The 12,916-nt window shown below is 40.4% G+C and carries 14 protein-coding genes; 12 read left to right on the top strand and 2 right to left on the bottom strand.

Going from position 1 to position 12,916, the window contains the following annotated elements; all coding sequences use genetic code 11:
- Window positions 1-52 precede the first annotated feature (52 nt).
- Window positions 53-388 (bottom strand): DUF3276 family protein, encoded by a 336-nt coding sequence (locus D7322_RS03305; RefSeq protein ID WP_077435530.1) that lies wholly within the window; start codon window positions 386-388, stop codon window positions 53-55.
- A 264-nt stretch (window positions 389-652) separates the two neighbouring features.
- On the opposite strand from D7322_RS03305, the gene D7322_RS03300 reads away from it, so the two are divergent.
- The 6 genes from D7322_RS03300 (at window position 653) to D7322_RS28370 (ending at window position 6,098) form a co-directional block, all read left to right on the top strand.
- Window positions 653-1,534 carry a LiaF transmembrane domain-containing protein gene (locus D7322_RS03300; protein WP_121121309.1) on the top strand — a complete coding sequence of 294 codons (882 nt, stop codon included), beginning with the start codon at window positions 653-655 and terminating at the stop codon, window positions 1,532-1,534.
- Between the two features lie 3 nt (window positions 1,535-1,537).
- Window positions 1,538-2,584 carry a sensor histidine kinase gene (locus D7322_RS03295; RefSeq protein WP_121121307.1) on the top strand — a complete coding sequence of 349 codons (1,047 nt, stop codon included), beginning with the start codon at window positions 1,538-1,540 and terminating at the stop codon, window positions 2,582-2,584.
- Window positions 2,577-3,317 (top strand): LytR/AlgR family response regulator transcription factor, encoded by a 741-nt coding sequence (locus tag D7322_RS03290; RefSeq protein WP_121121306.1) that lies wholly within the window; start codon window positions 2,577-2,579, stop codon window positions 3,315-3,317. The genes D7322_RS03295 and D7322_RS03290 overlap by 8 nt, the downstream gene beginning before the upstream one ends.
- 31 nt (window positions 3,318-3,348) lie before the next feature.
- Entirely contained in the window at window positions 3,349-4,791 is a 1,443-nt protein-coding gene (locus D7322_RS03285; protein ID WP_183078591.1) for a serine hydrolase domain-containing protein, read from the top strand.
- A gap of 183 nt (window positions 4,792-4,974) precedes the next feature.
- Window positions 4,975-5,949, top strand: a complete 975-nt coding sequence (locus D7322_RS03280; protein WP_121121302.1) for a 2-hydroxyacid dehydrogenase — start codon at window positions 4,975-4,977, stop codon at window positions 5,947-5,949.
- Window positions 5,946-6,098, top strand: coding sequence for a hypothetical protein (locus D7322_RS28370; RefSeq protein WP_183078590.1), 153 nt, complete (start codon window positions 5,946-5,948; stop codon window positions 6,096-6,098). Before D7322_RS03280 ends, D7322_RS28370 begins: the two co-directional genes overlap by 4 nt.
- On the opposite strand, the gene D7322_RS03275 is transcribed toward D7322_RS28370, so the two are convergent.
- A complete protein-coding gene (locus tag D7322_RS03275) occupies window positions 6,095-6,961 on the bottom strand; it encodes a mechanosensitive ion channel family protein (protein ID WP_245971240.1) in 867 nt (288 codons plus the stop codon). The two genes, D7322_RS28370 and D7322_RS03275, sit on opposite strands and share 4 nt — an antisense overlap.
- Before the next feature lie 147 nt (window positions 6,962-7,108).
- Between D7322_RS03275 and D7322_RS03270 the strand changes: the two genes are divergently transcribed.
- From D7322_RS03270 to D7322_RS03245, 6 genes are all read left to right on the top strand, one after another.
- A complete protein-coding gene (locus tag D7322_RS03270) occupies window positions 7,109-7,975 on the top strand; it encodes a helix-turn-helix domain-containing protein (protein ID WP_121121298.1) in 867 nt (288 codons plus the stop codon).
- A gap of 119 nt (window positions 7,976-8,094) precedes the next feature.
- On the top strand, window positions 8,095-8,403 hold the full coding sequence (locus D7322_RS03265; protein WP_317125719.1) for a DUF983 domain-containing protein: 309 nt from the start codon (window positions 8,095-8,097) through the stop codon (window positions 8,401-8,403).
- 26 nt (window positions 8,404-8,429) lie between these two features.
- A complete protein-coding gene (locus tag D7322_RS03260) occupies window positions 8,430-9,608 on the top strand; it encodes a cysteine desulfurase family protein (protein ID WP_121121296.1) in 1,179 nt (392 codons plus the stop codon).
- An 80-nt stretch (window positions 9,609-9,688) separates the two neighbouring features.
- Entirely contained in the window at window positions 9,689-10,015 is a 327-nt protein-coding gene (locus D7322_RS03255) for a HesB/IscA family protein (protein WP_077435550.1), read from the top strand.
- Window positions 10,016-10,305: 290 nt separating this feature from the next.
- Window positions 10,306-11,313 (top strand): aspartate--ammonia ligase, encoded by a 1,008-nt coding sequence (gene asnA, locus D7322_RS03250; RefSeq protein WP_121121433.1) that lies wholly within the window; start codon window positions 10,306-10,308, stop codon window positions 11,311-11,313.
- Between the two features lie 138 nt (window positions 11,314-11,451).
- The gene (locus D7322_RS03245; protein ID WP_121121294.1) at window positions 11,452-12,756 is read left to right on the top strand and encodes a DEAD/DEAH box helicase; all 1,305 of its coding nucleotides are present in this window, start codon (window positions 11,452-11,454) and stop codon (window positions 12,754-12,756) included.
- Window positions 12,757-12,916: the final 160 nt, after the last annotated feature.

The raw sequence follows: 12,916 nt of genomic DNA, 5'->3' as shown, positions 1-12,916 counted from the left end.
CCACGCGAGTGGCTTTATTTCTTTTTTCATTGAGATTTCATTCTATAACACGTTAGAATGAAAAATCATCTTTTGAACGACCATCAGCTTCCTCGGCATATGCATCGTCAAAGTTAGGCTCATATCGTTTTTCGATTACTTCCTGATTAGACTTAATGTAATTTACAACATCCGTCAAACCTTCCGCAAATTTTTCAAAATCTTCTTTGTATAAGAAAATCTTATGCTTAATAAACTGGCCATCCTCAAAGCGCTTCTTGCTTTCTGTGATAGTAATGTAGTAATCGTTCGATCGAGTTGCTTTTACATCAAAAAAATAAGTTCGCTTACCTGCTCTCACCTTTTTTGAAAAAACCTCTTCACGCTCTTTGTTTTCAAAATCTCCCATTGGTTGTTATTTAAGTTTAAAGTAATCTTAATCTTTGATAAATATATAATAATTCATTTTAATACACCAAATAATATTAAAAAAAAAGACAATAACCCGCAAAAATGATATATTCGTTCAACCGACATGTGATAAAAATCAAACAACAATATTTTTTACCGACGAAATCAGTACATTTACCGAAAATATAAGTTGTATTACCTAAAGCGAATATGTATAGTTTATTTGTGCCTCTATCTTTGAGTCATAAATAGTAAAAACATTATGGAAAAAGAACCTATCATACCAAACAGCAATAACAGCCGCAATATCGTGGGGGCCATTGTGATCATTGTAGGTATATTCTTATTATTGAATAACCTCAATCTAGGAAACTGGTTTCCGAGCTGGTTATTTAGCTGGCCAACGATATTGATCATCATCGGCCTTGTTATCGGCGTCAATTCCCAATTTCAGAAAAAATCGGCAATCATCCTATTAATTATCGGCGGAGCCAGCCTTATTTCAAGGATGATGCGTACTGACTTTGGTTCCGTCACCGTCCCTATCATCATCATTTCGCTTGGGATTTATTTTATTATGAGTAAACGGAAACCTCCGATGGTGCCGCCTACCTTCCCCAATCCGCCACAAAATCCATATGATTGGGATAAACGGGTCAATATACCGACGGATAATCCCGCTGACACAACGGCCCCGGATGCTGAAGCAAAACCTTTTAACGAACAATACGGATCAAGCCAACAAGCCTCGCCCAACGCGCAGGCTTTTGGCGACAAAGAGAACAGTTCATTTCATCAGTCTTTCGAAGACAGCCTTAATCTGAACACGATTTTTGCAGGCCAAAAGAAAGTCATCTATTCCAAACATTTTAGAGGTGGCAATTTGACCAATGTCTTTGGCAGTATTGAACTGGATTTGACAAAAGCAGACATCCAGCAGGCGATCGTCATTGACACCTTTCAATTATTTGGAAGTGCGCGTATTATTATCCCCCCACATTGGACCGTATTCAGCAATGTGGCTTCTATCTTAGGATCTGTCGATGACCGAAGGTTCCAGACGATCTACAACCCGGATACGGATAAAAAAATCTACATCACCGGCACTTGTATTTTGGGAAACTTAACCATAAAAAATGCTTAATCGATGAAAAATAAGCTGACGCTCAGTATCAAAAGTCGTTTAATAGGCATTATTTGTATATCCGTATTTATCGGATATCTTGCATTACAATATTTACTGATGCTACGCTCAGGATTTGATTCTCAACTGGCGTTTAAAGATTCATTGATCAATAGTGCCGTGATGATGTTTTGCTGCTACGGCATGTCCTCTGCGCTAAACTTCTACACACCACAACCGCGGGAGATATGGAAGGTATTGATCATAGGCTTAATTATGGCCGCCATTAGTACTGGATTGAGTCGCTTTTTAATGAATTATTTTATCCAGCCAAATTTTATCACACTTTTGGATTTGACGCTACCTTTTCGCGGTATAGTTAACTTCCTTATCCTCACTTCGGTCGCTATTATTAATATCGTCTGGAATATTCAGGAAGATAATATTAATAATATCAAACGGAAACAAGAATCCGAAAACCTGCTTCGCGAAGCAGAACTTTATAATTTGCGGCAACAGCTGCAGCCACACTTTTTATTTAACAGCTTGAATTCGATCATTGCCCTTATTGGTGCCAATCCGGATGAAGCCCGTAATATGACATTTCAACTGTCCGATTTTTTACGGGGTACGATGAGAAAGGAAAACAATCAGATTATTACACTGGAAGAAGAGCTAGACCATCTGCAACTCTACCTTGACATTGAAAAAGTACGCTTTGGTCATCGTCTGAACACTTCCATTTCCTCCTCTGAGGAAATATTTACGAATAAATTGCCCGCAATGATCATCCAGCCCTTAGTAGAAAATGCCATAAAGCATGGATTATACAATATTACCGATCAAGTCGACATACAAATAAAATGCACCTCACAAGAGGGCCAGCTTCGCATCCAAATTACCAACCCTTTTGATGCAGAAGAACAATCAAAACCGAAAAAAGGAACCGGATTTGGGCTTTCCAGTATTCAACGTAGATTGTATCTGCTATATGGCAGAAATGATCTTCTGGAAACTCAGATTCAGGACAATATATTTACTAGCACCCTAAAAATACCTCAATATGATTAAAGTCGTTATCATTGATGATGAACCCCTAGCACGCTCCATTATTGCGGGCTACTTAAAAAATGAAGCTGATGTGAGCGTTTTGGCTGAGTGTGGAGATGGTTTTGAAGGCGTTAAAGCGATCCAGACACATGAACCGGACCTGGTTTTTTTGGATGTACAGATGCCAAAATTGACCGGTTTTGAAATGCTCGAACTAGTCGACAACCCTCCAGCCATTATTTTTACAACTGCATTTGATGAGTACGCGTTAAAAGCTTTTGAAAAGAATGCCCTGGATTATCTGCTAAAACCAGTGTCCCCTATGCGTTTCAAAAAAGCGTTGGAAAAATTTAGGTCCAGCTATTCCGCTCCTGAGAAAAAGGTTCAACCCAACTACGAGGTTCTCGCTGCACAAGACGAAACAAAGATCGACCGTATTGTTGTCAAAACAGGCACACAGATCAAAATAATCCCTATTGATACAGTCAAATACTTGGAGTCTTACGATGACTACGTTAAGATTCACACCAAAGATGGCATGTACCTCAAGAATAAAACCATGGCATTTTTTGAAAAATCCCTCGACCCAAATCAGTTTGTACGTATCCATCGTTCGTTTATCATTAAGGTCGATCAGCTGGCTAAATTGGAGCCTTACGAAAAGGACTCTTATATCGCTGCATTGATCTCCGGTGAGAAGCTCAATATCAGTAAATCAGGCTATGCCCGATTAAAACAATTGATTGGAATTTAAACATTCCGTAGATTTGTGCCTAACAATGGTTATGAAACATTTTTATACAGCAATATTGTTGGGCATCACTTCTTACTCCTTTGCCCAGACAAATCAAGCGGAACAGGTCAACAAAGGAGTTTATAACAAATTGGAATTTTTTATCAATTCCCAGATGACAGACTCTGCCTATAATCTAGCGAGCGACTCCTATAAACAGCAATACAGTCTTCCGAAATTCACACAGATGCTGCGGCAGATCTACCCTTTGGGTAGGGTAAAAAGTTCTGAAATCACTAGTTTTGAAAAAGGAGCGGCAACCTACCGTCTGGATTTTGACAGGCAGTCTTACGAGTTATTATTTGCCACAGATTCAACACTTAAGTTTAACACCTTACACTTTCGCCAGCTGAATCAACCTGCTTCAGATAAAAACAGCCCGGAAAAAACGTTAGAGACAGTCACTCCCCCAAAAATCGTGGACAAAGATGACTTTTTCATCGACTCGGTTGCAAATTCTTATCTAAAGCAACAAAATGCGCAGTCGCTTGCCATAGGCATTATTAGAAACGGGCAGTCTAAAACCTATTTCTACGGCGAGACAGCAAAAGGCAATCAAACATTACCGACAACAACCTCACTTTACGAAATCGGCTCGCTCAGTAAAGTCTTTACAGCCATCTTATTATCCAATCTCGTTGAAGAGGGCACAATAACATTAGATCAACCCATATCCTTATTCCTTCCTGATACCCTCCAAAAGAACGAAGATCTGACTAAAATAACGTTTCAGATGCTAGCCAATCACACATCTGGATTTCCGAGGCTGCCAGACAACTTTGAAAAAGTAAAAGGATACAGCGGAAATGACCCTTACAAGGCATACGATAGAAAAGCACTCTATAACTATTTATCCGGTTTCAAAAATCAAAAGACACCGGGGCAGGAATACGAATACAGCAATCTGGGCTACGCTGTACTTGGGGATATCATCTCTAGCATCTACAAAAAATCGTATGATCAAATTGTCCGAGAAATAATCTGTAAACCATTAGAAATGAATAATACCTTTCAGGTATTAGATCCAAAAAGAAAAGATACTTTTAAAGTATACGATAAGAATGGGCAGGAAGTAACAGCCTGGTCGTTCGATGCTTTCAGTGCTGCCGGCGGATTAAAATCCACCCTGGAAGATTTACTTAAATTTGCGAACGCACAGTTTAGGATGCCGCAGAGCCCGCTGGAAAACGCAATGGCCAACACCAGATTGTTTACCTTCTTTCTTCCGCCCGATACTGATTTGGGGTTAGCATGGCACATGAACCTGCTTGATGATCTTACCTTTTATTGGCATAACGGAGGGACAGCCGGAAGTAGTTCTTATCTGGCTTTGTCTCCGGATAAAAAAAGTGCAGTAGTCGTCTTGTCCAATGCTGCACTTTCCGTCGATGACCAAGGAAAAAGCATTTTGGATTATTTGCTTCATACAAAATAAAAAAGCAAAATATTATTAGCAGGGCTATATCGAAACAACGGTATAGCTTTTTTTGTTATAATAAAAACGGTTAATTTTTATTGTTACACAAACTGTTAAGCATTAACTTTGATCAACAGTCCGAATAAATCGGCTGCTCATCATTTTATTATACAACAGGCTCCACGATAGCATAACATTTACATGAAGATATTTATCACGAAACGAATCCCACAAAAAGGTATTGATCTGTTAACGGCTGCCGGACATGAGGTAGCGATACATGACTCTTCCACCCCACTATCTCCTACCGATCTTATCCAAGCGGGACAACAGGCCGATTATATACTGAACGGTGGCATGCAAAAGTTTGACGAAGAATTTTTCGAAAACTGCCCCAATCTTAAAGCGCTCTCCCTGATGAGCGTTGGTCATGATAATGTTGACATCCCTGCTGCGACGAAATATGGTATCCCAGTGAGCAATACACCGGGTGTACTTTCCGGCGCAACGGCTGATGTTGCTTTCCTATTGATGCTGGCCGTTTCCAGGAAAGCTTTCTTCAATCACAAGCAGATTTTACAGGGGCAATGGAAAGGCTTCGACCCTACAGCACATCTGGGCATAGAGCTCAACAATAAAACATTAGGTATTTATGGCCTCGGAAGGATTGGTTTCGAATTTGCCCGAAAAGCAAGAGCTGCATATAACATGGAAATCATCTATTATAACCGTGGGCGGAACCTGGAAGCCGAACGAATCCTAGGGGCGAGATATGTCAACTTTGATGACCTACTAACCCAAAGTGATGTACTTTCCATTCATGCGGCACTCACTTCAGAGACGTCCAATCGGTTTAATCTGGATACATTTAAGCGCATGAAAAACTCGGCGATTCTGATCAACACAGCTCGTGGCGGATTAGTACAAGAGGACGATCTTGCCAGCGCTTTACGCCTAGGGGAATTATGGGGAGCCGGGCTCGATGTGACAAACCCCGAACCCATGGCAGCGGACAACCCACTGCTAAATCTTGAAAATGTCTGCATTTTACCGCATATCGGATCCGCAACTGTGGAAACCAGAGACAATATGGCGCTAATGGCAGCAAGCAATTTATTGGCAGCAATCAAAGGTGAAAAGATGCCACAAATTATCAATCCAGAAGTCTATACATGAAACGACATCTCTTTCAGTTCCTGAACAAACTAAATAAAGCAATTCTTCCCAAATATGGGAAGAAGGATCCGCTTAAACTAAAAAAGTACCAGCAGGCCATAATAGCCTACCGGTACTTTATTCTTATCCGAGCCCTGGCAGATGATTAACCATCTGTGTTGACTTGTTTGCCCTGGTCGCTCGCATTGGAAATAATGCTAATCTGTGTTGGATTAGGCGCTACACTCAAGTCGTTGCGCTCCAGTTCCAACATAATTTTTTCCTGCATTGAATTGCGTGCCGGCCAATAATCTTCGCGCCTAGTCCATGCTCTTACGGTCAACACTATTGAACTGGTTCCCAATTCCTTCACAAATACTGTGGGTTCGGGGCTAGTCAAAACAGTCTCATTTGAGCGAAGCACTCTAAGGATAATATCCTTTGCATCTTTTATATTCTTGTCGTAGGATATACTCACCGTATATTCAAACATCCGTTGAACAATTTTCGTATAGTTTTTGATCACCGAATTGGCCAATGGACCATTGGGGCTAAAAATCCGGACACCATCGTCACCGATTAATGTAGAATATAAAATATCAATTCGCTCCACTGTTCCCGCGGTACCATTGGCACTCGAGATGTAATCCCCCACTTCGAAAGGCCTAAACATCAGGATCAGTACACCACCGGCAAAGTTACTTAGACTTCCCTGTAGTGCCATACCTACAGCCAAACCAAAAGCAGACAATGCCGCAATGAAAGAGGTGGTCTGTATACCAACCTGACTCGCAACGGTCAATAGCAACATCACCCACATCACAATCTTGACGATACTGGAGATAAATGCTCGGATTGAAGGGTCGACGTTTCTTTTCTCGAAACGCTTGTGCAATAATCGGTTGACCAAAGCTATAACATATTTACCAATAATCAATAAAATAATACCACCTATAATACCCGGTATTGAATCAATGACGATATCGGTCAATCGTCCAAATCTAGTCCCTAGACTATTTAAATTACTTTCCATGTTTATTAAATATATTTCCATGCTCCTTGAAACAAGGATTGTTCCAACATACAAACTTACCATTCAAAATATAAAAATCATTGAAAAATACCACAAAACATAATATTAACACCACTAGAAAAAGAAATTAAAGGCTAAATTTGTAATATGAATAGAAAAAACACCATTCCCATCATAGATAGTTGTAGCATCGACCTCAACAATAAAACAACTATCCACATCGATGACTTAAGTGATTACGTTATCAAGCATGCTGATATGGTGTTTCCCCACAAACACAATTTTTATCATTTTGTATTATTTACCAAAGGTTCGGGTGATCATATCATTGATTTTAATCATTATAAAATTACTCCCTTTCAGATCTACTTCATGGCCCCCGGTCAGGTGCATACCTGGAATTTTGCTGGTGATGAGGAAGGCTATGTGGTTAATTTCTCAGTGGACTATTTCCAGTCCTTTTTATTACGCACGGACTATCTGGAACGTTTCAGTTTTTTACAGGGTAAAATTGAGCACTTGATTTTTGAACTGAAAGAAAATTGCCGTTCGCAGGCCACGGATATCCTGGACAAAATCTTGTCCGCGAAATCCGAGGGTTTATCCGAAGATTATATCCGCACATTACTATTGCAATTTTTACTATATGTTTCCATCTCTTCAGAGAAAGAACAAAAAGATGGAAGCAACCCCTATAATCATAAAATATTCAATAGTTTTCAGCAATTGGTGGAACAACAGTTTAAATCCACCAAATTACCAAGTGTATATGCGGATCAACTATTTATCACGCCAAATCATCTGAACGCGATCTGTAAATCCTATATCGGTCAGTCTGCGGGTGAGATCATCCGCAACCGAATTGTCCTGGAAGCAAAACGGCTATTAATCAATCGAAATTTAAATATTACTGAAATTGCAAATGAATTGCAGTTTAAGGACAACTCTTATTTCACCAAATTTTTTAAAAAATCCACTGATCTCACACCCGAGGAGTTCAGAAAACAACTATAACTATGGAAGAAGTTAAATACGAATTATCCGAATTCAAAGCCGCATGGCAGGCAAAATGCCCAAGATGCAGAGTCGGTCATGTCTATCAAGGTCCTGCCTATGGCCTGAAGGTCCAAAAGATGAACAGTCATTGTGAATACTGTGGTCTGCGTTACGAGCGCGAACCTGGATATTTTTATGGCGCCATGTATGTCACCTATGCTTTTGCCATCGCAGAAATGGTCACAGCCTGTATGGCAACTTACATCCTCACGGGTAATGACTCATCCTTCATTCTTTATGCGACTGTCGCTATATTAAGTGTTGTGTTGATGTCTCCCTTCAACTACCGATATTCACGCATCATTTTGATGTACTGGCTCACACCGGGGCTACGCTATGATCCCAATGTCAAAAAGAAGGAAGTTGATGTGAAAGCTTCGGCATAAACGCCATTATCCTTATCTTTATGCTGATGAAGGATACCATATATTTGGACAATAATGCAACCACCCGGATTTTGGATGAAGTATGGCAGGAGATGACCCCTTATTTCATCCAAAATTATGCTAATGCGTCCAGTGTTTACCACCAGATGGGTAGAGCCGCCAATGCAGCTGTTCAACTGAGTAGAAAACAGGTTGCCGAGGCTTTAAATTGTACGCCAAAGGAAGTTTTTTTCAATTCCGGAGCTACAGAAAGCATTAATACCGTATTGCAGGGTGTATTTGACAAATACCGATCACAAGGTAACCATATCATTACCGCTGCTACGGAACATAAAGCAGTATTAAGCTGCTGTGAACAGCTGACTAAACAGGGCGCACAAATCACTTATCTTCCTGTTGACAGCCAGGGGCGTATCGCCTTGGATGATCTTAAAAATGCTATTACCACTAAAACCATATTAATTTGCCTGATGGCAGCGAATAATGAGACTGGCGTACTGACTGAAATGGAAGAGGTGGCAGCTATCTGTCAAGAAGAAGACATTCTATTTTTTTGTGACGCCACACAAGCCATCGGAAAAGTTACGATCGACCTGCAAGAGCTTCCTATCGATCTTTTATGTCTGAGTGCACATAAAATTCACGGTCCAAAGGGAGTTGGTGCACTTTATATCCGACGCAAATCAAAGCCCATTCAGCTTACTCCACTAATTTTAGGTGGTGGCCAGGAGAATGGCTTTCGGGGCGGCACCTACAATGTTCCGGCCATCGTCGGCTTTGGAAAGGCGATCTCGATGCTAAACCCTCAAGCCTATACAAACGTTCAAGCCTATCGGGATCTATTGGAAGCTGAACTGGCTGATATTCCCGAAATTAGTATACATGGGCAAAATACTTCCCGTCTACCGACGACAAGCTACATCAGTTTCAAACATGTTCTTGCCAGCGAGATCATGACCGCATGTCCTACTTTAGCCTTATCCTCCGGCTCCGCCTGCGTCACCGGATCAAGGGAACCTTCACATGTACTGCTGGCTATGGGCATATCCAAAGAAGATGCACTTGCTGCGATCAGATTTAGCCTAAGCATATTGACTACGCGTGAAGAAATCCTACAATGCGCGCAACTGATCAAAGAGGCTGTACAAAAAATAAGGGATCAATCGCCGATATGGCAACTTTTTAAGGCTGGTTTGATCAGCTAATTTATGACATTCTAAAAACTTAAGAACAGACGAAATATAGCGAGATTGTATGTATCTTTGTTGTAGACAAAGATACAACTATGATTACAGTTACTGATAAAGCAAAAACTCGTATCGAGGAAATCATGAAGGATGAGCAATATGACAGCAATTACTTTGTGCGTGTTGCTGTAGAAAGTGGTGGTTGCTCAGGCTTAAGCTATAAACTGAATTTCGATAATGAGGAAAAAAAGGGAGATCAGTTTTTCGAAGATAAGGGGGTAAAAATCTGTTTGGATATCAAATCATTTCTCTATTTAGCAGGAACCGAACTTGATTATTCCGATGGGCTGAACGGAAAAGGATTTGAATTTCATAATCCTAATGCAAGCCGTACTTGCGCCTGCGGTGAGAGTTTCTCGGTATAAACGCATCCCATTCAATAGAACAAAAAAGCCCTGAGAATTATTTCAGGGCTTTTTTTATGAGGTCGGGCGAGTTTAGTTGCACCGACAAATTAATAGTTTTATAATTACATATTGACCTATTCACTTTTTCTTGTAATATTTATATTTTTTCAACATTTTAATGGATAAATATCAAAAATAACAACAAAACATATTACCAAATGATATTTTCATATTTTTGTAGCAAATAACTGAATAAGAAAAATGATGCGATGTACAACGATCCGTACATGGCTTTTCAATTGACTCATATGGAGGGAAGAAAACTTTTAAATACCGAAGTTGCTATCAGCTTCGTTAAAGATACATTTGTCCAAGAATTAAAAAACAAGTTAAATCTGATTCCAATTTCATCGCCATTGGTAGTTCTGGATGGCACAGGATTAAACGATGATTTGAACGGCATCGAGCGCCCTGTTTCCTTCCCGATCAAATCTTTAAATGAAAAACGGGCAGTCGTGGTTCATTCATTGGCAAAATGGAAAAGAGTACGCTTAAAAGAGCTTGAAATGTTACCGGGTGAGGGTATTGTCACCGATATGAAAGCCCTTCGTCCAGACGAGGATTACACCCCTATACATTCCATTTATGTGGATCAATGGGACTGGGAAAAAGTCATTGGAAAAGATCAGCGTAATTTGATTCTTCTGAAGGATACTGTACTCCAAATATATGAATCACTTCGATTAACAGAATTACAGGTGGAGCGTAAATACCCAAAGATCAAAGCGATTCTTCCGGAGACTATTACATTTATCTCTTCGGAGGAATTATTGCAAAAATACCCAGATTTAAGTACCAAAGAACGAGAAAACGCCATCACAAAAGAATACGGTGCAGTATTTCTGTACGGTATTGGTGGTGCCCTGAGCAATGGAGTAGCACATGATGGCCGGGCGGCAGACTACGACGACTGGAGTACCACCAACGAGGCAGGATACAAGGGTTTAAATGGCGATATCCTTGTTTGGAACCCCATTCTAAATTCTGCATTCGAGCTTTCATCCATGGGTATCCGTGTCGATAAAAAAGCATTAGCTCATCAGATGGAAATCAGAAATTGCAGCGAAAAGTCTAAGCTAACGTTTCATAGCATGCTGCTTAACGATGAATTACCCGAATCTATTGGCGGTGGTATCGGCCAGTCACGTGTCTGTATGTTTATGCTTAAAAAGCAACACATCGGCGAAGTACAGGTCAGTATCTGGGAAGAGGATAAAAAACAGGCTTTACGCGAAGAAGGTATTGATATACTTTAAAACAATACCAATAAAGTATAATACATTGGATCATTAAAAAGCTTCTTTTTGCCATAAAGTCCAATATAAAAATTCGACAAAGGTAATCCCTCTGAAAGAGATGGGTTACCTTTTCGTTTTAATTAGTACTTTTGTGCCATGCAGCTAGAAGCTATTTTAAACAAATTCGGTATTTCATCCCTGAATGAAATGCAACAAAAGGTATTGGCCAGCTACCAACACGACAAAGATTTCATTTTGCTCTCCCCTACAGGATCAGGAAAAACCTTAGCCTTTTCATTACTAATACTACAACAGCTAAAAGATATCGCCCGTGAAGTACAGGTGCTGGTTTTAGTCCCGACCCGTGAACTCGCCTTACAGATCGAACAAGTCATCCGCAAACTGACCACGGGATACAAAGTAACCTGCGCTTATGGTGGACATAGCACCCGTATCGAAAAAAATGCCTTCAAAGATGCGCCATCTGTTCTTATCGGCACCCCTGGTCGAATAAAACAACATCTTGAAGAGGGGAATTTCGATCCGACCCAAATCCATACCTTAATACTGGATGAATTTGACAAGTCCCTGGAGCTTGGCTTTCAACAGCAAATGGATTTTATCATTCGGCACATGCCCAAAATTAAGTCGCGTATATTGACCTCTGCGACAACAATGGAGACCATTCCGGCTTTTACGCAGATTCAGGAGCCCATTACGGTAGATTTCCTAAAAGATGCAAACAACATCCCGCGGATCACGATAAAAAAAGTAGTTTCCAGCAGTCAAAAGAAACTGGAAGCGCTTTTAAAACTTATCTGCAAGATCGGCACAAAAAAAATGATTATATTTTGCAACCATCGTGATGCTGTCGACCATATCAGCGACCTGTTGGATAATCGTAATATCATTCATGATACCTTTCATGGTGGCCTGGAGCAGCAGGACAGAGAGTTGGCGCTGCTAAAATTCAGAAACCACTCCAACAATGTTCTGATTACGACGGACCTTGCCGCCCGGGGATTGGATATTCCGGAAGTGGATGCAATCATTCACTATCAGCTTCCACATAAAGAAGATGATTTTACACACCGCAATGGACGCACAGCGCGTATGCAGGCAAAAGGCGACGTGTATGTCATCTTAAAACCTGAAGAGAATTATCCCTACATTTTGGAAGATACGCCAGAGGAGGAATTCCCCGACTTTTATGAACTTCCCGAAAACTCGCCTTTCGCTACACTCTATGTCAGCGCCGGAAGGAAGGATAAAGTCAACAAAATTGACATCGTTGGCTTTCTGTTGAATCTGGATGGCATTGAAAAAGACGATATCGGAATTATCGAAGTCAAAGACAAAATTGCTTATGTTGCTGTCAAACGTAAACTGGCTTTAGCGATCATCAATGCGGCAAACGGACAGAAAGTCAAGGGCCGAAAAGTGAAAGTCGGGAGAACATAGAAACTACGCAACAGCATATTTTTTATAGAAGCCCATAAAAATGCCCCAAATAGTGTCTAACTTGGGATATTCAGTAAATGTTATAAAAAATGGTGGTCAGAATAATTTCGGTCACCATTTTTTGTTCTGTTATCCCGATCTTTGTAAGATTTTTCCGCTG

Source organism: Sphingobacterium puteale, assembly GCF_003627955.1.
Taxonomy (GTDB): Bacteria; Bacteroidota; Bacteroidia; order Sphingobacteriales; family Sphingobacteriaceae; genus Sphingobacterium; species Sphingobacterium puteale.
This window is presented reverse-complemented; position numbering and strand designations above follow the sequence as displayed.

Excerpts from the sequence above, each read along its gene's own strand:
- D7322_RS03270 (WP_121121298.1), top strand. The coding sequence starts at position 7,109 with ATGAATAGAAAAAACACCATTCCCATCATAGATAGTTGTAGCATCGAC.
- D7322_RS03260 (WP_121121296.1), top strand. The coding sequence starts at position 8,430 with ATGAAGGATACCATATATTTGGACAATAATGCAACCACCCGGATTTTG.
- D7322_RS03245 (WP_121121294.1), top strand. The coding sequence starts at position 11,452 with ATGCAGCTAGAAGCTATTTTAAACAAATTCGGTATTTCATCCCTGAAT.
- asnA (WP_121121433.1), top strand. The coding sequence starts at position 10,306 with ATGGAGGGAAGAAAACTTTTAAATACCGAAGTTGCTATCAGCTTCGTT.
- D7322_RS03255 (WP_077435550.1), top strand. The coding sequence starts at position 9,689 with ATGATTACAGTTACTGATAAAGCAAAAACTCGTATCGAGGAAATCATG.
- D7322_RS03290 (WP_121121306.1), top strand. The coding sequence starts at position 2,577 with ATGATTAAAGTCGTTATCATTGATGATGAACCCCTAGCACGCTCCATT.
- D7322_RS03280 (WP_121121302.1), top strand. The coding sequence starts at position 4,975 with ATGAAGATATTTATCACGAAACGAATCCCACAAAAAGGTATTGATCTG.
- D7322_RS03265 (WP_317125719.1), top strand. The coding sequence starts at position 8,095 with ATGAACAGTCATTGTGAATACTGTGGTCTGCGTTACGAGCGCGAACCT.
- D7322_RS03295 (WP_121121307.1), top strand. The coding sequence starts at position 1,538 with ATGAAAAATAAGCTGACGCTCAGTATCAAAAGTCGTTTAATAGGCATT.
- D7322_RS03300 (WP_121121309.1), top strand. The coding sequence starts at position 653 with ATGGAAAAAGAACCTATCATACCAAACAGCAATAACAGCCGCAATATC.
- D7322_RS03305 (WP_077435530.1), bottom strand. The coding sequence starts at position 388 with ATGGGAGATTTTGAAAACAAAGAGCGTGAAGAGGTTTTTTCAAAAAAG.
- D7322_RS03285 (WP_183078591.1), top strand. The coding sequence starts at position 3,349 with ATGAAACATTTTTATACAGCAATATTGTTGGGCATCACTTCTTACTCC.
- D7322_RS03275 (WP_245971240.1), bottom strand. The coding sequence starts at position 6,961 with ATGGAAAGTAATTTAAATAGTCTAGGGACTAGATTTGGACGATTGACC.
- D7322_RS28370 (WP_183078590.1), top strand. The coding sequence starts at position 5,946 with ATGAAACGACATCTCTTTCAGTTCCTGAACAAACTAAATAAAGCAATT.